Annotated in this window: 16 protein-coding genes and 2 pseudogenes; 12 read left to right on the top strand and 6 right to left on the bottom strand. The window is 40.5% G+C overall.

Translation table 11 applies throughout. The features are described 5' to 3' along the window. Window positions 1-219: 219 nt before the first annotated feature. Window positions 220-1,262, bottom strand: a pseudogene (gene hemF, locus ACX27_RS09920) (oxygen-dependent coproporphyrinogen oxidase). Between the two features lie 444 nt (window positions 1,263-1,706). Between hemF and ACX27_RS09925 the strand changes: the two are divergent. The 8 genes from ACX27_RS09925 to ACX27_RS09960 all read left to right on the top strand — a co-directional run bounded on the left by ACX27_RS09925 (window position 1,707) and on the right by ACX27_RS09960 (window position 11,243). Further along, window positions 1,707-2,231, top strand: a complete 525-nt coding sequence (locus ACX27_RS09925; protein WP_062291543.1) for an SRPBCC family protein — start codon at window positions 1,707-1,709, stop codon at window positions 2,229-2,231. 199 nt (window positions 2,232-2,430) lie between these two features. Then, window positions 2,431-3,504: an Mrp/NBP35 family ATP-binding protein gene (locus ACX27_RS09930; protein ID WP_062291549.1), complete on the top strand. Its 1,074-nt coding sequence runs from the start codon at window positions 2,431-2,433 to the stop codon at window positions 3,502-3,504. Window positions 3,505-3,751: 247 nt separating this feature from the next. After that, complete coding sequence (gene rodA / locus ACX27_RS09935; protein WP_062291550.1) at window positions 3,752-5,068, top strand: rod shape-determining protein RodA; 1,317 nt, start codon at window positions 3,752-3,754, stop codon at window positions 5,066-5,068. 108 nt (window positions 5,069-5,176) lie between these two features. Continuing rightward, window positions 5,177-5,377: an NAD(P)H dehydrogenase subunit NdhS gene (locus tag ACX27_RS09940; protein WP_062291551.1), complete on the top strand. Its 201-nt coding sequence runs from the start codon at window positions 5,177-5,179 to the stop codon at window positions 5,375-5,377. A 90-nt stretch (window positions 5,378-5,467) separates the two neighbouring features. Continuing rightward, window positions 5,468-6,124, top strand: coding sequence for an HAS-barrel domain-containing protein (locus ACX27_RS09945; RefSeq protein WP_062291552.1), 657 nt, complete (start codon window positions 5,468-5,470; stop codon window positions 6,122-6,124). A gap of 146 nt (window positions 6,125-6,270) precedes the next feature. Next, window positions 6,271-8,403, top strand: coding sequence for a cation:proton antiporter domain-containing protein (locus ACX27_RS09950; protein ID WP_062291553.1), 2,133 nt, complete (start codon window positions 6,271-6,273; stop codon window positions 8,401-8,403). Window positions 8,404-8,751: 348 nt separating this feature from the next. Continuing rightward, window positions 8,752-9,687 (top strand): UDP-glucuronic acid decarboxylase family protein, encoded by a 936-nt coding sequence (locus tag ACX27_RS09955; RefSeq protein ID WP_062291555.1) that lies wholly within the window; start codon window positions 8,752-8,754, stop codon window positions 9,685-9,687. Between the two features lie 164 nt (window positions 9,688-9,851). Further along, window positions 9,852-11,243, top strand: a complete 1,392-nt coding sequence (locus ACX27_RS09960) for a UDP-glucose dehydrogenase family protein (RefSeq protein ID WP_062291558.1) — start codon at window positions 9,852-9,854, stop codon at window positions 11,241-11,243. 268 nt (window positions 11,244-11,511) lie between these two features. On the opposite strand, the gene ACX27_RS09965 is transcribed toward ACX27_RS09960, so the two are convergent. Continuing rightward, window positions 11,512-13,203 (bottom strand): fasciclin domain-containing protein, encoded by a 1,692-nt coding sequence (locus tag ACX27_RS09965; protein ID WP_062291561.1) that lies wholly within the window; start codon window positions 13,201-13,203, stop codon window positions 11,512-11,514. Window positions 13,204-13,841: 638 nt separating this feature from the next. Between ACX27_RS09965 and ACX27_RS09970 the strand changes: the two are divergent. From ACX27_RS09970 to ACX27_RS09985, 4 genes and pseudogenes are all read left to right on the top strand, one after another. Further along, a pseudogene (locus ACX27_RS09970) lies at window positions 13,842-14,616 on the top strand (MlaE family ABC transporter permease). 154 nt (window positions 14,617-14,770) lie between these two features. Beyond that, a complete protein-coding gene (locus tag ACX27_RS09975; RefSeq protein WP_200929933.1) occupies window positions 14,771-15,502 on the top strand; it encodes a hypothetical protein in 732 nt (243 codons plus the stop codon). A gap of 256 nt (window positions 15,503-15,758) precedes the next feature. Next, on the top strand, window positions 15,759-16,526 hold the full coding sequence (locus tag ACX27_RS09980) for a DUF1350 family protein (RefSeq protein ID WP_062291563.1): 768 nt from the start codon (window positions 15,759-15,761) through the stop codon (window positions 16,524-16,526). Window positions 16,527-16,693: 167 nt separating this feature from the next. After that, window positions 16,694-17,830 carry a SpoIIE family protein phosphatase gene (locus ACX27_RS09985; protein WP_062291565.1) on the top strand — a complete coding sequence of 379 codons (1,137 nt, stop codon included), beginning with the start codon at window positions 16,694-16,696 and terminating at the stop codon, window positions 17,828-17,830. Here ACX27_RS09985 and ACX27_RS09990 read toward each other — a convergent pair whose 3' ends face one another. The 4 genes from ACX27_RS09990 to ACX27_RS10005 form a co-directional block, all read right to left on the bottom strand. Next, a complete protein-coding gene (locus ACX27_RS09990; protein ID WP_062291568.1) occupies window positions 17,831-18,157 on the bottom strand; it encodes an STAS domain-containing protein in 327 nt (108 codons plus the stop codon). Window positions 18,158-18,707: 550 nt separating this feature from the next. Next, complete coding sequence (gene grpE, locus ACX27_RS09995) at window positions 18,708-19,370, bottom strand: nucleotide exchange factor GrpE (RefSeq protein ID WP_062291572.1); 663 nt, start codon at window positions 19,368-19,370, stop codon at window positions 18,708-18,710. 80 nt (window positions 19,371-19,450) lie between these two features. Next, on the bottom strand, window positions 19,451-19,942 hold the full coding sequence (locus ACX27_RS10000; RefSeq protein WP_062291575.1) for a Dps family protein: 492 nt from the start codon (window positions 19,940-19,942) through the stop codon (window positions 19,451-19,453). Between the two features lie 109 nt (window positions 19,943-20,051). Further along, on the bottom strand, window positions 20,052-20,315 hold the full coding sequence (locus ACX27_RS10005; RefSeq protein WP_062291579.1) for a ParB N-terminal domain-containing protein: 264 nt from the start codon (window positions 20,313-20,315) through the stop codon (window positions 20,052-20,054). Between the last annotated feature and the right edge of the window lies 1 nt (window position 20,316).

Here is a 20,316-nt window from a genome sequence, read left to right on the forward strand (position 1 = left end):
TAAACAAGTTATAGCTAAAATAGTCACCTAATTACTAGGTGCTTACCTTTAGTAGTGTAACTCACTAAAAAAAGTGCTGAGTACTAATGAAAGTGCTGAGTTGAAAGCTCTGAGTGCCAAGTAACGAATATGCAGAATTTTATATTCCTATACAACGCACCCAATACTGAACTTTCTCGGCAGATAAATTTCACTTGGGGGATTACATTGTATGTGATCTTAGGGGGTTGTTGTCCAATTGATCCAATCTTGCGGCTTGAGGAAAGTATTATACAATTCGGCTTCCGGGGAATTGGGTTCGGGCTGATAACCATATTCCCAGCGTACTAAGGGCGGTAAGGACATAAGAATCGATTCGGTGCGGCCGTTGGTTTGGAGTCCAAAAATTGTGCCACGGTCGTAAACCAAGTTAAATTCCACGTAGCGGCCGCGGCGGTAGAGTTGGAAGTTGCGCTCGCGATCGCCATATTCTATTTCATGTCGCCGTTCTACAATTGGCACGTAAGCTGGTAAAAAAGCTCTTCCACTGCTGTTGATAAAGGCAAATAAATCTTCCCAAGTCCGTTGCGCTACTACTCCTACTTGGTCGCTGTAATTCGCTGCTGGGCCTTGGGGGTTAGGGCCGCGATATAAAGTACCTTGACCATCTTGATAATCAAAGAACAAACCGCCGACCCCCCGTGTCTCATTGCGATGTTTGAGGTAAAAATACTCATCACACCAAAGCTTAAACACTGGGTAATACTCGGCGTGGTGTTGATCACAAGCTTGTTTCAAAGTTTTGTGGAAATGGGCTGCATCTTCGGCGAAGGGGTAATAAGGTGTTAAGTCAGCACCGCCACCAAACCACCAAACGGGGCCAGCTTCAAAATAACGGTAGTTAAGTGAACTGTGGGGACATAAGGGTTGCGTGGATGTAACACCAAAGAAGTACCTGTAGCATAAAATTGGTGTCCTTCCGCTTCTGGACGTTGGGCTAAAATCGAGGGCGGCAGATGAGAACCCCAAACTTCAGAAAAATTTACACCTGCTTGTTCAAAAATTCTGCCATCACGCAGTACACGCGATCGCCCACCACCACCCTCTGGACGTTCCCAAGCATCTTCTTGAAACTTACCCACACCATCTAACTCGGCCAACGCTTGGGTAATTTCGTCTTGCAGCTGTTTCATAAACTGACTCACCCTTGCCTTAGCATCCGTTGGCGGCAAGAACTTGGATGAGGCTGCTTTTACTGTTGGGGTGTGCGAATTAGTCAACATAGAGATTCCCGAACCTTAATTACAATTGCCAAAAACCCAGAAATTTTCCGTTAAAAATTGGTAGACAATAAGAACTGTTTTTTTAGCTCGACTTACTCAAACTACTTTTGTCTTAGTTGTCACACTTTTAAACGATTGATGTGTATGACTAGAGTTATTTTCCCTCAAATGCGTATAGGCTTGTATATTGACTCAGTTTTTTTTGTACTTCTTGATGGGAACATTCTGGTGTTAGATCAACTTCAGGCAAGTTAGTATATGCCGTACTGATGATGGTGATGCCCTGCAAGCCTCGGTTTCCAGCCCTAGCAACCTTGTTATTATCTGTGACTAATCGGTACTTGCGATGCTGCCACCAATATTGAGAAATGTTAAATCAAAGCAATCATGATTGCTCACCATACCAGAGTTAACAGCAAGTCTGTAGCGAGGAGGATAAGGCAAATGCGAGGTTGGTTATCAAAATTCATCCACCGCAAACGTCGTCGCTTTTGTGCGTCTTTGGTCAGGACGTATCGAGAGATTAGTGACGCTTCTGTAGATGAACTGTGGCAAAAAGTAGTTGACTTAACCGATGTATCCTGGCATCCCCTACTCAAAAGTACTAATGTACCCTACGGATTAGTCCCCAAACCAGGATTAATTTATCAAGCCGTCACCCGCTTTTCGCCCTTTCCTATCCGTATCTTTGTAGAACGGGTAAATCCCAGAGAACTTTTGAGTGTGAGAGTGCTGGCAATTCCTGGGGTGGAAGAGAGAATTACTTATCAAGTGGAATCTACGGTGTGTGGAACTTGTTTGTCTTATTCTGTCACCCTCAAAGGCTGGCTATCTCCCCTGATTTGGTCATTTTCTCGTCCCTATGCAGATCGGGTGGCACGTTCTTTAGTTGAAGCCGTAGAAAATGCCGCAGTGCAAGCGGTATCTAGTAAGAAAAAACCGTTGAATGATGGTTGTTTTGATTTTTAGAAATGAGGGAGTGATGAGTTGGGAGTAGGGGTTGGAGGTTAGAAGCCAAATCCGAAATTTGGTACTGCCAAAATTATTTTCTCATCCTTGACTCCCTACACCCTACTCCCTATTCCCGACTCCCCAACAAAGTTAAGATTCTATTAGGTGAGAATAAAAAATTTCTTAAATTTTTTACGGCGGTAATGCTGAAAACACTATGTACGATGTCCTTGATTCCCGTTCTGTCTTAGAAGTATTGCGGCCTGTGCAAGACCCAGAACTCCGCAAGAGTCTGGTAGAACTGAATATGATTCGCAACGTTAACATTGACGGTGGCAAGGTGAGCTTTACTTTGGTTTTGACCACACCTGCCTGTCCTTTACGTGAATTTATTGTTGAAGATTGTGAAAAAGCTGTTAAAAAACTCCCAGGCGTGATGGAAGTCGAGGTAGAAGTCACAGCCGAAACACCCCAGCAAAAAAGTTTACCTGATCGCAATGGTGTTCCGGGTGTGAAAAATATTTTGGCAGTTTCCAGTGGCAAAGGTGGTGTAGGTAAAAGCACAGTGGCGGTGAATATCGCCGTCGCCCTGGCCCAAACAGGTGCAAAAGTTGGTTTGCTGGATGCTGATATTTACGGCCCCAACGATCCCACCATGTTGGGACTAGGTGATACTCAAATTGTGGTTCGCTCTACCGATAAAGGTGAAGTGTTAGAACCTGCCTTTAATCATGGAGTCAAATTAGTCTCAATGGGCTTTTTGATTGATAAAGACCAGCCGGTGATTTGGCGGGGGCCGATGCTGAATGGTGTGATTCGCCAGTTTCTTTATCAAGTGGAATGGGGCGAGCTAGATTATTTAATTGTGGATATGCCGCCGGGAACTGGTGATGCTCAGTTAACTTTAGCCCAAGCTGTACCAATGGCGGGATCTGTAATTGTAACAACACCACAAACCGTCGCTTTATTAGATGCTCGGAAAGGATTACGGATGTTTCAGCAAATGAACGTCCCTGTTTTGGGAATAGTAGAAAACATGAGTTACTTTATTCCCCCGGATATGCCAGATAAACAGTACGATATTTTCGGTTCTGGTGGTGGTGAAAAAACTGCTACAGAATTGGGAGTGCCTTTATTGGGTTGCGTACCCTTGGAGATTTCCACGAGAGTTGGTGGTGACAGTGGTGTGCCGATTGTGGTGTCTCAACCAGATTCGGCTTCGGCGAAAGCCTTAAAAGCGATCGCCCTGACTATCGCCGGTAAAGTATCAGTCGCTGCACTGACGGCATAAATTTTTTAATTTTGTCTGATTCCTGGGCAATTGCCTGGGAATACAGATTATGAATTGAGAATTTAGAAGTTAAAATTCAGAAGTCACTATTTCTCATTCTTTAAGTATGAGGAATATAGTGAAAAAGTATTTTGGTTTGAGAAATAAATTCATAGGTTGGTAAACTCCTCCTGAATTTTACTTACTGTTTCCTAAATTCTTTTACTCAGTAAATTTAACTCTCCAAATTAAATTTTAAAATCACACAATGTTGTTAAAACGTTCACTTCCCAAAGTTCGCTGGAAATCTTGGGTTAAACCTTGGCAACAAGTAGATTGGTTATTATTTTGTTTGCCTGTGGCCGTCAGTATGTTTGGCGGTCTGATGATTCTTAGTACAGAACTCAAACAACCGGTGACAGATTGGTGGTGGCACTGGTTAGTAGCAGGAATTGGCACTTTTATCGCGTTATTTTTAGCTCGTATCCGCTACGAAAATCTACTCCAGTGGCATTGGATTACTTATGGTCTAACTAACCTGAGTTTGATTGCGGTGATGCTGGCTGGTACGAGTGCTAAAGGCGCACAACGCTGGATTAGCGTTGCAGGTTTTAATGTTCAACCGTCGGAATTTGCCAAAATTGGCATTATTATTACCCTCGCCGCCTTATTACACAAGCGGACAGCTTCTTCCCTGGATAACGTCTTTCGCGCCTTGGCGATTACTGCCGTTCCTTGGGGACTAGTATTTTTACAACCAGATTTGGCGACATCTTTGGTATTTGGAGCGATCGTTTTAGGAATGTTGTACTGGGCTAATGCCAATCCAGGCTGGCTCATCTTGTTGATTTCTCCGGTAGTTTCCGCCATTTTGTTTAGTATTTACTGGCCTTTATCAGAGCCAATCATCTTATTTAAAGAATTAGCGTTAGGGCCTTTAGGGATAGTTTGGTCATTTGCAATGGCAATTGTAGGCTGGCAAACACTTCCTTGGCGAAGATTTGGACTGAGTGCGATTGGCGCTTGGATTCTGAATATTTGTGGTGGTGAACTCGGTGTTTTTGCCTGGAACCATGTTTTAAAAGAGTATCAAAAAGACCGCCTCACCGTATTTATTAACCCCGATCATGATCCTCTGGGCGCAGGCTATCACCTGATTCAATCGCGGATTGCCATTGGTGCAGGCGAAATTTGGGGATGGGGTTTGTTTAAAGGGCCGATGACTCAACTCAATTTCGTTCCTGAACAGCATACAGACTTTATTTTCTCTGCTGTAGGTGAAGAATTTGGGTTTGTGGGTTGTTTAGTGGTTTTGTTTGTGTTTTGCTTGATTTGCTTTCGTCTGTTACACGTAGCCCAAACTGCCAAAGATAATTTTGGTTCCTTATTGGCGATTGGTGTTTTGTCGATGATTGTATTTCAGTTGATTGTGAATGTGGGAATGACCGTTGGTTTAGCACCTGTGGCTGGAATTCCCTTACCGTGGATGAGTTATGGCCGTTCTGCAATGCTGACTAATTTCATCGCTTTAGGAATAGTAGAATCGGTGGCAAACTTCCGACAAAAGCAGAAGTATTATTTATGAGTCGCCTGTTATTTGTCATCAGTCAATAGTTTTAATGCAAAGGACAAATGACCAATGACAAAGGACAAGTATTAAGCTATTAACAGTAAACCAGCGAGGGTAAAAATCATGATTCTGCCTGGAGCAACTGTTCGTGTTAAAAATCCCGCAGATACCTACTATCGCTATGAAGGACTCGTACAACGGGTAAGTGATGGCAAGGTAGCTGTATTGTTTGAAGGTGGCAATTGGGATAAGCTAATTACCTTTCGCCTGTCAGAGTTGGAACCTGTAGACACCACAGCAGGACGGAAAGCAGGTAAAAAGTAAAAAGTAAAAAGTAAAAAGGCAAAAGAAAAATAACTAACTCTTTTGCCTTTCGTGTTCCACCTTTTGCATTTTGCCTTTTAACTTGATTCTATGCGTCTTCCTCTACCACAATTTGCGACAAGCGATCGCCACCCCAGCCACATTGCGGAGGTGATTGAGACTAATACTACTGAATTTCTGGCACAATGCTTGGAACCAGAGGATTTGAGCTTTCCGGCTATGCCACCTTTTGGTAGTTGGGTTTGTGCTGTGGATGAAGAGTCTGGAAATCAAGTGTATGCTGTGGTGTCTTATGCTACAACGATGCCGATAGATTCTGTACATCGGGCTGTGGCGATGGGTTTGTCATTGCAGGAATTACGAGAAGAACAACCACAGATATTTGCCATGCTCAAAACGGAATTTCGGGCGGCGATTGTTGGTTTTTCACCACCTACCCAAAATTCCTCAGCAATTCCCCGGATATATCAGTATTTACCGCCCCGCCCACCGCAAATTCACCAAGCGGTTTATCGCTGCGAAGCGGAAGCAATTATTAAATTTACAGAAGAATTAGATTTTTTACGGACATTATTGTCTGTAAATGGTGCGCCAGTAGAGTCTTTAACGGCAGCAGCTATTCGAGATGTTTATCAGTTACGCAAAGCTGACAGAGAATGGCTGGTGAAAGCGGGACGAATGCTGAGTGTGCTGCTGAAAGATGATTATGACCGCTTACGGTTTATTTTGAGTCAAATCCATCCATAGGTAGTTATTTTATGCAAAATTACCTAAGTAATCTCAAATAAGCTGTTTTGTCATTTATCAGGGTGGCTTTTATAATGATTTATTTTGATTGTGCGATCGCTTATTAAGCGATCGTTATGTTACCGTCGCTCATTGAAGTCCTACCTATGGAACCAGTCTTACCAGTTCTTGCGCTAGAACCTAATTTCCATCTGGGTCAAGAACCAATCGTTCCTTTGGCAATTTTATTACTGATAATTTTAGTTATACCCATTTTATTTGAGCGCCTCAGAATACCAGGTTTAGTTGGTTTAGTTGGTTCTGGAGTTGTACTTGGCCCGTCAGGTTGGAATTTAGTTCACACTGATTACTCAATCATTAACCTACTATCTAACATTGGCTTAATTTATTTGATGTTTTTGATAGGTTTAGAAAAAGACTTTCGCCAATTACACCAGAGTCAAAAACAAGCTTGGGGATTTGCTGGATTCACTTTGATTATCTCTTTACTAATGGGACTCTTCATCGGGAAGATTTGCGGTTGGGGGGCGAATACATCTCTGTTCATCGGCTGCTTATTTATTTCCTCTACTCTTTTGGCATATCCCCTTCTCAGCAGTTTGGGAGTTATTAATAATCAAGCCATTAGCACTTCGATTAAAGCGACAATATTAACTGATATCGGTGCTGTTTTGATATTAGCGATTTTTTTATCTAGCCAACCCACAGAGGCATTCAATTTATCTTACATCCTCACATATTTAGGTCGGTTAATTATTTATACAACAATTATTTGGATGGGTTTTGATTGGGCTGGACAAGAATTTTTCCGTCGTTCTGGAGATGATGAAGGCAATAAATTTTTATTTGTCTTGATCTCAGTATTTATTGCCCTCATCAGTTGTCAATTACTGGGAATTACCAAAATTGTCGGAGCATTTTTAGCAGGCCTGGTAGTGAATACAGTGGTTGGTGACAGTCCCACCAAAGAAAAAATTACATTTGTAGGTAGTGTTTTATTTATTCCGGTATTCTTTGTTAACCTTGGTGTTTTAATTAATTTGCCTGCTGGGAGCAGTGGAATTACAGTTTTAGAGTTAACCTTGTTAGTCTTTGTTTGTGTAATTGTTAGTAAATTTTTAGCGGCGTTGTTAGCAAAACTTTGCTACCGCTATAACTGGCAAGAAATGTTTACTATGTGGTCGATATCGCTACCCCAAGTGAGTACCACCTTAGCGGGAACTTTTTTAGGGTATCGCGCTGGCTGGCTCTCCATAGAAGTATTTCAGAGTATAGTGGCCTTAGTGCTGATGACATCAGCTTTAGGGGTTGTACTTACAGATCGCCTTGCTGTGGCTTTAACATCTACACCCCAGTCAGAAGCACTCACAGTAAATTTATCTGAAGCCAAAATCGCCGAAAAACCTAGTATTTTCACTATAGTTGTACCGATATATAATCCTCATACGCAGCAGTACTTAATGGAAATGGCGGCATTATTAGCCCGGTTTGAAAAAAGCAAAATTATCCCGTTAAATATTGCTCCGGCTGCGGTGCGGATGGATGGAGGACAACTAGAAGCATCTGTGCAAAAAAGTGAACGGTTATTAGCTAAAGCCACTGATCAGAGTCTGGGCGGGAAAATTGAAACAGTACCACTACTGCGGATTGACAATGCTTATGGAGCCGGAATTAGCCGAGCTGCACGTGAGCAGAAAGCCAGTTTAATTGTTATGGGTTGGGGTAAACGCAATGGTCTGCGATCGCGTTTATTTGGTAATGTAAATGACAGTGTATTATGGGCATCCCGTTGTGCTGTAGCAGTCACATGTCTAGTAGAGTCCCCCCAAAAAATTCAGCGCATTCTTGTACCATTAGAAAATTTAACGTCGCCTGTATTGCCTGCTGTTAAGTTTGCCCAAATGTTAGCAGAGGCCAATCAAGCCCAAGTCACAGTTTTAAATGTGTGCGATCGCCGTATTAGTTCTAGTAAAATTGCCGCTAGGCGATCTCAACTGACAGTTTTAGTCTCACAGTTAGCCCTGCCAAATCCCCCAGAAATTCAAATGATTGCTCATGACAATATTGCCCAGGCAATTTTACAGGCAGCTAGACTGTATGATTTGGTAGTATTACCTTTTATCCGTAACTATCATATCCCTGGTGGCTTAGTGATGAGTGATCTAACGACTCAAATCGCCAAGCACCTGACTTGCTCGATTGTCATCCTGAAAGCCTCTGAAAATACGCAAGTCACGAACATATCTAAAACTATTGCTAACACGAGTTATATGATTTAAGTAATTTCCCTAACTCACAACTTGCAGTCGGCAATTTTGTAACTTCAGGTAGATGAAAAGCAGTTACTGATTATAATTCGGGTTTTACAAGCAGCTGAATTTTGTTGAAGATTTCATGAATTCTCTAGTAAAAATGCTCAAGCTTTCGGTGATGTTTGCTATTTTGCTAGAAGAATTGTCCAGCAACCAAGTATTCATGTAACAAAATTGCATACATAACAAATTAGTCACTCATAAAATACATTACTAAAATTTAGCTCTGTTCGCCCTGCATTTTTGTATCTCGGCTGGGTACTCTAAAAACAAGCTAAACAGCCACTACTAGTATCTGTAAATATCAGGAAAACTATGAGAATTTTGGTGACGGGCGGCGCTGGGTTCATTGGCTCCCATCTCATTGATCGATTAATCCCCCAAGGGCATGAAGTAATCTGTTTAGATAATTTTTATACAGGTACTAAACGTAATATCTTTAAATGGATGGGACACCCGAACTTTGAGTTGATCCGCCACGATATTACTGAGCCAATTCGTTTAGAAGTAGACCAAATTTATCATTTAGCTTGTCCCGCTTCGCCAGTACATTATCAGTACAACCCAGTGAAAACCGTTAAGACTAACGTCATGGGAACGCTGAATATGTTGGGGTTAGCCAAACGTGTAAAAGCTAGATTTTTGTTAGCTTCGACTAGTGAAGTTTACGGTGATCCAGAAGTTCATCCCCAAACCGAAGACTACAGAGGTAATGTTAATCCCATTGGATTGCGTTCTTGTTACGACGAAGGTAAAAGGATTGCGGAAACTTTAGCATTTGACTACTACAGACAAAATAAAGTTGAGATTCGCGTAGCCCGGATATTTAACACCTATGGCCCTCGGATGTTAGAAAATGACGGTCGGGTAGTCAGTAATTTGGTAGTTCAAGCATTACGGGGTATCCCCTTAACTGTGTATGGTGAAGGTACACAAACTCGTAGTTTTTGTTACGTATCCGACCTAGTAGAAGGACTGATGCGGTTGATGAATTGTGAATTTACTGGCCCGATCAATTTAGGTAATCCTGACGAATACACAATCTTGGAATTGGCGCAGGCTGTGCAGAAGTTAGTGAATACAGATGCCGAAATTAAGTTTGAGCCATTACCTTCTGATGATCCTCGCCGCCGTCGCCCTGATATTACCAGAGCAAAAACTTGGTTAAATTGGGAACCTACCATTCCGCTCCAAGAGGGGTTAAAACTGACAGTAGAGGATTTCCGCGATCGCATAAAAAGCGATACTTAGGATTTAAGCTTCCCCACAGTTGATCAAACTGCTCTGAATCAGAGTAAAAGCTAAGTTGCCTTCATAGCTTGTACTTCAATCATTAGTTCATCAACGGCGTGTAAATGTCGTATTGACAACTTCATTTTTGAAGAATCACCCCAAGAAAGCGAGGAGTTAATAAAATGCGTGTTTGCGTAATTGGTACTGGGTACGTTGGTTTAGTTACAGGTGCTTGCTTGGCTCACATTGGCCATGATGTAGTTTGCATCGATAACAACGAAGAAAAAGTCAAACTGATGAAGTCTGGGCAATCACCCATTTTTGAGCCAGGACTCTCGGAAATTATGCAATCTGCCATTCAATCTGGCAATATTCAGTTTTCTTCCGATCTCGCGGCTGGGGTTGCCCACGGTGAAATTCTCTTTATTGCTGTGGGTACACCACCCCTACCCACTGGTGAAAGTGATACCCGTTATGTTGAAGCTGTAGCCCGTGGAATTGGTTCCAACCTCAATGGCGGTTATAAAGTCATCGTCAACAAATCTACAGTACCCATTGGTTCTGGTGATTGGGTAAGAATGATTGTTTTAGATGGCATTGCAGAACGCCAAAAATCATTGGTACCAGCAGGTGGTGTGCCTAGTGATGACAAATTGCCAGAACTGGCTGCACATTTTGATGTTGTCAGCAACCCAGAGTTTTTGCGTGAAGGTTCAGCAGTATACGATACCTTTAACCCCGATCGCATTGTTTTAGGCGGCAATAGCTCGAAAGCAGTCGCTATGATGCAAGAACTTTATGCCCCCATTGTCGAACGCAAGTTTGCAGCTGACCAATCTTTACCACCTGTACCTGTACTAGTGACAGACCTCAGTTCAGCAGAGATGATCAAATACGCTGCGAATGCTTTCTTGGCTACCAAGATTAGTTTTATTAACGAAGTTGCTAACATTTGCGATCGCGTTGGTGCTGACGTGACTCAAGTAGCTAAAGGCATCGGTTTAGACTCCCGCATCGGTAACAAATTCCTACAAGCAGGCATTGGCTGGGGTGGCTCTTGCTTCCCCAAAGATGTTTCCGCTTTGATTCACACTGCTGATGATTATGGTTACGAAGCCCAACTACTCAAATCAGCTGTCAGCGTTAATGAACGCCAGCGTTTGATTGCTTTGGAAAAACTTCAGCAAGTCCTGAAAATCCTCAAAGGAAAAACAGTCGGTTTACTCGGATTGACCTTCAAACCCGATACAGACGACTTGCGCGATGCACCCGCCCTTAACTTAATTGAGCAACTCAACCGCTTAGGAGCGAAAGTTAAAGCTTACGACCCAATTATTTCTCAAACCGGGATGCGTCATGGTTTGTCTGGCGTTTTAGTTGAAACTGATGCCGAAAGACTCGCCGATGGTTGTGATGCTTTGGTACTTGTAACCGAATGGCAGCAATTCAGCCAGCTAGACTATGCCAAAATGGCACAACTGATGAACAACCCTGTCGTGATTGATGGTCGTAACTTCCTCGACCCTGAAACAATGGTGAGAGCAGGTTTCCAATACGTTGGTATTGGTAGATAATTCTCCAAATGTAGGGTGGGCAATGCTCTTGGCGTAAAGATTAAAGTTTGCGCGAACTTTAAATATTGCCCACCTGATAAAACTTGCAATCAATTAACTGGTGCAAGATGTAGTTTGATATGATCTCTCCTGCATCCCTTCTCCGACGCGGAGGAGGGAATTTTAATATCTGACGCACTCTAACATTGAGAAAAACAGCAAAAGCGATCGCCCATCTGCAAAGACAAGCGATCGCCATCAGTTTTAAAGCTCAATACACTGTATTGAATTAGAAATTATAACCAACACCGAACAGCAAACCAAGATCAGTCCGATCTAGAAAAGCAGCATTGGCAGTACCGTTGAGTGTAAAGCGATCGCCTAAAGGCACATCCACACCACCAGTTAACAACAGTCCAACGTCAGCATCATTGCCAGTATTGATAGCGACACCAGCACCAACAAAAGGTGAAACAGGGAAACGTTGCTCACCTGTAGGATTAACAGAACGAGGTAAAAAGTCAAATGTCAAGGGTACTAAAACTACGGTGTTGTCACCAAATACGGCAGAAGGACGTACAGAAATATAGTTAGTTAGCCCGACTTTACTAATTACTGCTATGTTTCCTCCTCCTAAAGCGGAGTCCCCGCCTAGTATACCGATATTACCAGCAACACCAACATAACTAGAGCCGCCACGGGTAGCCCTACCAGCATTAATATCGGTAGTTGTGGTTCCAGGAGTAGTTTGATTATTGTCTGTGGGTTGTTGACTCACATTCAAGTTAGGTGGTATTAAAACTTCATTAATAACGTGAATCACACCATTACTAGCTTGAACATTCGGTTGAATCACTCGCGCATCGTTGACAGCGATTTGATTATTCGCACTGTCCACCTTGATATTTACAGACTGATCCTCAGCTGTTCTTAGTTCGCCAGGTGTGAGTTGAGTAGAAGTTAATGAGCCAGGAACCACATGATATCTGAGAATTTTCACCAACAATTCTCTGTTTTCTGGTCGTTGTAGCTGTTCAATAGTACCAGCAGGCAAAGCAGCAAACGCCTGATCTGTAGGCGCAAACACTGTATAAGGGCCTGGTTGTTGTAAAGTATCAGCTAAACCTGCTGTCCTTAATAAAGTAGTTAAGGTAGTAAAAGAATTATTAGATGCAGCGATGGAAACGATATCATTACCAGTCTGAGTATTACCAGTATTGCCTGCCACTATATAATTAGCAGCCGTCACATTACTAGCCAGAGGTTGGGCTTGTCCTTGTCTGACTAAGGCTTGATACAACAAACTTGCAGCTTCAGCACGAGTTAACGGAACTTGGGGATTAAGTTGTTTTACATCTGGATAGTTGACAACAATGTTAGCTTGAGTTGCCGCAGCCACATTGTTAACTGCATAGTCAGGAATTGCAGAAGCATCTGTGTAGTAAGTGTTGAGAACATCGGAAGCATTGCCGCTAGTATTTAAATTTAAACCACTGGACAAAGCTGCGATCGCCTGAACTTTCGGAATTTGCAAATTAGGGCGAAACTCATTACCAGGATATCCCGTCATAAACCCAGTTTCGTAAGCTTCTTGAATTGCAGGAGCCGCCCAATAGCCAGTAGGTACATCTGTAAACCCACCCGCACTAATTTGCCGAACCGGATTTTGATTAAAAGCTTTTTGAATCATCGTCGCAAATTCGGCACGAGTTACAGCTTGGTTAGGTCTAAATGAACCATCTGGAAATCCCGAAATTACATTTCTGGCTGCTAACGCTTGAATAAAAGGGGTTGCCCAGTAATCTGTACTCACATCAGAAAAATTACTAGCAGCAGTTGGGGAAGGTGTCACAGATGGCGCAGGTGTTGTAGATGGCTCTGTTGTTTGTGCCGAAACTACTATGGGGTTAAATGCCGCCGTTGCTACTCCCACAACCACCAAAGTTGTCTGTGCTAATAACCAACCAAATAAGCTACGCATGAAAATTTCCTCCAGAACAAAGTAGAAATATGAAAAATTCAAATATTCCCAGACATGACAATTTCACCCAACATGAAAAACCACAGGTTTTTCATAGTAGGATGCTCATTTCCATTCATGAGCTAAAACAATACTTTCTTTAAGTAATTCGGTAATCTTCCTGCTGCATGATATTTAGTAATATTAGAAGTAACAAATCGAATTTATATCTATAGTTAATATTTCCAAAAATTACTAGATTTCAACAACTAGCTAAAAGGTTACATTTTTTAAATAAATTCTCTTACCTTAGATAGTTGGGATATTTATGATATTTTGCTATAAATCAGCCTAAAGCAGCAATTACCCTGCCATAATTAGACTATAATCACTGTCAAACTGCCAGCTTTTCAGGATGTAGTGCAGTATGCAAAATGGTTTTTGAGTTTGTTTTACTAAATTTCAAAACAAATCAAAAACCTATTTAGTTAGGATATAACTGCAAAAGTACTGACAACCACTTCCCTACCAACAAAGTGCGTCTTTCTCCCTTGTCTTCATTGTCTCTCTTACCTCTTTTGTTCAGATATCAAATAGGACTGTTATATATTTATTCTCAATGATTCTGTGCCAACAACTCAGTCTGAAGGAGGGGAAAATTGCCCCCAAAACAAAATCTCGAACAATTATGGATTGTACGCTGTGGTGCTGCTTTCTTGCTGTTTGGTCAAGTCACACTTCATTTGCTTCAAGGAAAAGCTTACTATCACAAAATTCTGGAACACATGGTAACAGCAGGGCCTGGTTCTATCTCACCAGTGCTGCTGGTAAGCGGTTTTGCTGGGATGATTTTTACGATTCAAACCGCCAGAGAATTAGTTCAATTTGGTGCTGTTAGTGCGGTGGGGGGTGCGTTTGCTTTGGCTTTTTGCCGAGAATTAGCACCTATTTTGACAGCTAGTATTCTTGCAGGACAAGTTGGTTCTGCTTTTGCTGCTGAGTTGGGTGCAATGCGTGTTACAGAACAAATCGATGCACTTTACATGCTCAGAACTGATCCGATAGATTATTTAGTACTGCCTAGGGTGATGGCTTGCTGTTTAATGATGCCTTTAATGATGATTTTTGCTTTGATGATTGGCATCATGGGTGGTGTATTGGCTGCATCACAGTTTTACCAAATTGCTCCCGAAGTCTTTTTAGAATCAGTCAGAAATTTTTTTAGAACCCTCAGATTTAATGATTATTTTGTTAAAAGGATTCATTTTTGGAATTCTGGTGGCTGTTAATGGTTGCAGTTGGGGACTAACTACAAAAGGCGGTGCAAAGGAAGTTGGAGAATCAGCTACAACGGCAGTTGTTACTACTTGGGTATCAATTTTTATCATGGATTTCATCATAACTGTATTACTCTCTGGACAGCCTAATTTTTAGTAATTTCTCATCTTCTTAAGTACTTTTGCTGAAGCAAAACTAATTGTTTTTATACTGGTTTTCTTGAAGTAAAAAATTTTTGCCAAAATGACATTTGATTTAGCAATCTGGAAATTTGATTGTTATATTGTATTAAATGACTATGTAGCTAATTATGGGGAAAGCTGTGCGTGATGATTTACAGGGCTTAGAAATTAGTCAAAAAGAATTACAACAACTAACTAATTTGCCTGTCAAATATCAACTAGTTTTAATTACTAATCCTCTAAAAGAATTTAGTAAACAATTGATATATAAAATGAAAGGCTCGGAGGGAGCTACAGTAGTTTTTATTAGCTTTTCTATATTTGTTTTTACTTATTTAATCCTGGATATTATTATTAAGTTATTCGCCAATTGGCTAACCATTCCATCTTGGATATTACTACTATTGATGTGTTTTTTCGGTAGTGCTGGCATACAGTTAATTTTCTATTTTCTGTGGCGCAATATTCGGAGAATTTTAAAAGAAAATATGACTTATTCTCTGCAAATTCTCTTAAATGATGTTGACCGATATAATGCAGTTATTAAAGCCATAGATATTAATGACCAAATAGAAGCGGCAGGAAATCCCGAAGTTAGTATTCAAGAACGCGAAAAAGTAATTGCTGCATTGCAGTTTACCAGAGCCGATTTAGTACGAGCTTTGAAAACAGAAAGAATTTTGCGCGAAAACAAGAATTTTATTATTCATAATGCTGAATTATTTGCCAATAATTTAGCGGCTTTGGCAACAATGCAAGTTACAGAAAAAGCTACGGAACATGGCAAGTTATTAAATGAAGCATTACAGATTGCTTTGGATGTGCAGTATGAAATGAAAAAGTTACAAAGTCAAGGATGAAGGTGAGAAAGGGGACAAGGTAGATAAGGTAGACAAGGGGGACAGTGAGTAGTAGATTGCTTGGGAGCTTCTACTGTGATTGCGCTTTAAATTTAAGTGCTGCACAGGAACTAAGTTAAAAATCATTTTTTCTGTTGCTCAGTCTGCCAAGCTCAGTATTTCTCTGATTACTACTCCTGAATTCTGCTATGTTACCCCAGTGTCGCAGTTCCCAGTCTAATATAAAGAAGTGTAAATTAAGCGATCGCCTACAGGCATGGACTGGAAAGAAATTAGAGGTAACTGGGTACTAGTTCCCAAAAATCCTATAGGTATTGTCCATTTTTTAGGGGGTGCTTTTGTGGCTACTGCACCGCACCTAACTTACCGCTGGTTACTGGAACAGGTAGCCAGTAAAGGATATCTTGTGATTGCGACTCCCTTTGTGAATACGTTAGATCATATAGCGATCGCCCAATCTGTTTTATTAAACTTTGAACGCACTCTCGAACGCTTACACGACTCCGGTTTATTGCGTAAGCTGTATCTTCCTACCTATGGTATTGGACATAGTATGGGTTGCAAACTCCATTTACTCATCGGTAGTTTGTATCCTGTAGAAAGAGCCGGAAATATCTTAATATCCTTTAATAACTACGCAGCTAGAGATGCTATTCCTTTAGTTGAGCAACTCAATTCTAGTTTGGCAATTGAGTTTACACCTTCGCCATTAGAAACAAATAAGATTGTTCAAGAAGGTTATAAAGTCCGGCGGAATTTACTAATTAAATTCAATAACGATAACCTCGACCAATCAGCAGCTTTAACCAAAATTTTACAGCAACGCTTTCCAGAAATGGTTACAGCACAAACCTTACCTGGAACTCATACAACTCCTCTTGGACAAGATATTCAATGGCAAATTGGTACTTCATTCACTCCTTTTGATGCTTTGGGACAATGGTTCAAGCAAGAAGTTTATCGTGATTTACATCAACTTAAGCGTGCTATTCTCCTATGGATGAATCCTTTATCCCCACCGTAATTATTGATATGTTCCTGAACAGATATAGTAGTCCTAAAGATACCAGATTTTTTTTGAGAAGTCGGGTATCTGACAGCAGAAAACTTTAGTAAAGTTGAGAAATTTTAAATTTGTCAGTTTGTTGATTTTTTATGTTATCAAATAATAATTAATTATATCAAAATTTTATGTTACAAATATTAGTAATCGATGATGATCCAACCATAAAAGTATTTCTCAAAAGGCTGTTAGAAAAACAAGGGTATGAGGTGATTACTGCCTGTAATGGAGAAGAAGGTATTGAGAAAGCGATCACCTACCATCCAGCCTTAATTATTTGTGATTGGATTATGCCCGGATTAAATGGGCTGGAAGTATGTAATTATATTAAGAATGATCCGAATTTATCCACTAGTTTTTTTATTTTATTAACATCATTAGATTCTGTTGCTGATCGCGTTAAGGGTTTAGATGCTGGGGCTGATGATTTTATCACTAAACCTATCGAGCAGAACGAATTAAAAGCTAGGGTTAGGGCTGGATTACGCCTACATCAATTAAGTCGAGATTTACAAATTCAAAAGCAGCTTTTAGAAACAGAATTAGCACAAGCGGCTGAATATGTTCGATCACTTTTACCTTTACCAACCACAGAACCATTCAAGATTAATTCCTGCTTTATTCCTTCACGGCAATTAGGTGGTGATTGTTTTGATTATTATTGGTTGGATGATGATTATTTGGCGGTTTATTTATTAGATACAGCCGGACATGGACTCAAGGCCACTCTCCCCTCTATTTCTGTCTTAAATTTACTGCGATCGCGGGCTTTGAAAAGTTTAAATTACTATCAACCTAGTGATGTTCTGCGCGGATTAAATGAAACCTTCCAAATCAATTATCAAAATGACAAATACTTTACAATTTGGTATGGAGTTTATCACCGAGTTACCCAGCAGTTAGTTTATGCTAGTGCTGGACATCCACCAGCCGTATTAGTATCTGGCAAATCGCCGAAAAATACCGAAGTGCAGCTATTGAGAACTCCTGGTATGCCAGTAGGGATGTTTCCTGAAGCAAAATATGTTGATGCTTGTTGTCACATTACCGACTTTAGCAATCTCTATATTTTTAGTGATGGGGCTTACGAAATCACCAAAACTGACGGAAATCTTTGGAGTTTAGATGGGTTAATTCAGATATTAGTAAGCATACAAAATACTTTTGATTGCCCACTAGAACAAGTGTTAAATTACCTAATTGCTTTAAACTCCAAAGAGAATTTTGATGATGACTTATCAATCTTACAAATTCAATTTCAGTAATTAATTTTTAGAAAGCACAACTTGATGAAATTCATCTTGGCTAGGAAAAATTTCAAAAACTTTATCCATACCAGTCAATTCAAATAAAATTCTGACTTGTTCATTAATAGAACAAAGAACTAATTTTGTACCTGTAGCTCTTAATGTTTTGAAAGCTAAAACTAAAGCCCCCAGAGCTGAACTATCCATAAACGTGACATCTTGGCAGTCAACTAGCACAATTTTGGCACCAGTTTCTTGAAGTTCAGTAATATTTTCTCTAAGAGTTTGTGAATTGTTGGTGTTGATAATACCGTTAAGCTTCACAATTTGTACTTGATTATCCATAATATTTCCCCATTGTTGTCTGAAAAGGTGCTGATTTTGTTAGTATTATATACTAATAGACATTTTGAGCAGAATAAAAGTCATGATTACTAGTATTTGCTAAATTGATGTCAATATTTTGGCAATGTAAGTGTTGATAATACATCTTTAATTCCAATTAAGAAGTATCCATAATTTCATTTATCAAAGTTAATAAATACCCAAGCATTGCTGTACTCAGCGTACCGTAACTTAAATTACAAAATTATATTTTTGTAGTTAAGTTTTTCAAAATTGCTATCAAAAAGAGTTAGATATATGAACATAACCGAGAAGTAGAACTAATTTTTGTATCAATCGCACCAGAATATGTAGCAATCTTATTTGATTTCTCAACTACTCGTTTAGGTAGAGAATAAGGAACGCTATAGTAAATAAGATGGAGAGTCCCTGAATAAATTTACGGAGATTTGCAGCAGCGATCGCTTGACTTTATTAGTATTCCCAATATCTGTAATTTTTTTCACAAAATTCAGATCAGTAATCAATTAAAAATTTAAATATAATTGCCTCAACCTGAATCAATTAAACTAACTTTCGCTCGATAAAGCAGTTTCTCGCCTTGCAAGTAGCCACTGTAGCGGACTTTGACTAATTCGCCAGGCTGTACCGTTCCCGCCATTAATTGATGTAGGTGAGGATCATAGGGTATTTCTGCGCCGATTGGTGCGATCGCTTCTATCCCCCAAGCTTGTAACAGTTTTTTAAGTGAGTTTTCGATTAATGGTAGTATCTTCACCGCTTCCAACTGGGGATTTTCTCTTGCTTTCTGAGCAGCAGCCGGAAACTGCAATAATAAAGATTCCAGCAGTTGCAAACTCGACTGCTGGAATTCTTGGAGTAATAACTCTCGTTGTTGTTGGATTTGTAATTGCGATCGCTGGTATTCGGTTTTTAAATCAGCAATCTCTTGTAACATCTGTTGAGTAGATACTTGATCAGCTTGACTCAACTCTTGTGATGAAAAAGCTGTAACCAGTTCATTTAACGACACCCGGAGAACAGAAGCCAACTTTAACAACACATCGACTCTGATTTGTTCTACCTCTCCCCGTCGTAACCGCAATATTTGTCGTTCGGAGACACCAGTAGCTTTACTCAAAGCTTTAAAACTTGTAATCCCGACTTTTTGGGATAAATCTTGCAGTTTTTGCGTGAAATCAAGATTGGCCATCGCTCAGGAAAGAATAAAGACTTCAGGATGAAGTATGAAACTCATACTTAAAATACTTCACGCTTCATCCTTTACATTCCTTATTCTTCCAGCAAACTTCTCAACATCCAAGCAGTTTTTTCATGGACTTGCATCCGCTGAGTTAATAAATCAGCTGTGGGTTCGTCATTGACTTCATCTACTATCGGAAAAATTGACCGCGCAGTTCGCACTACCGCTTCTTGTCCTTCCACCAGTAACTGAATCATATCCTTAGCTTTTGGTACTCCTGGGGTTTCGGGAATGGAACTGAGTTTGGCATATTCGCTATAAGTTCCAGGTGCAGGATAACCCAAAGCCCTGATCCGTTCAGCAATTAAATCCACTGCTAAAGCTAGTTCTGTATACTGAGTCTCAAACATCAGGTGTAATGTTTGAAACATTGGCCCCGTAACATTCCAGTGGAAGTTATGAGTTTTGAGATACAGTGTATAGGTGTCCGCCAATAGGCGTGACAATCCTTCAGCTATTTTGGTTCTATTTTCTTCGTCGATGCCAATATTTACATTTTTTACTGTTGCTTGAGATGACATAATTTTCTCCTAAACTTATTATTTGAGGATTAGGGAATACTAAAGATGGTGTTTAAAGGCTAAAGCATAAGATTTTATACTTTAGACCTCCAACTTCATACTTTACAATCTATGCTAAGTGCATCTTGAGAACGCTACGCGGAGCTTTACGGACTCTGGCTAATATGGTTTCTTGTCCTAAACGCTGACAAGCTTCATAACGATGGCAGCCAGAAAAGCCATAATATTGACCGTCTACTTCTAAAACATCGATGGGTTCTTGCTGTCCAATCTCCGCAATGGATTCCATTAAGGCTTTAACCTTGTTGGGATCGTTGGTACGGGGCAGAGGACGTTTAATTTGATTTAAGGGAATTTCTTGGACTTTAGCCATC

It is taken from the genome of Nostoc piscinale CENA21 (genome assembly GCF_001298445.1).
GTDB classification, from domain to species: Bacteria; Cyanobacteriota; Cyanobacteriia; order Cyanobacteriales; family Nostocaceae; genus Nostoc_B; species Nostoc_B piscinale_A.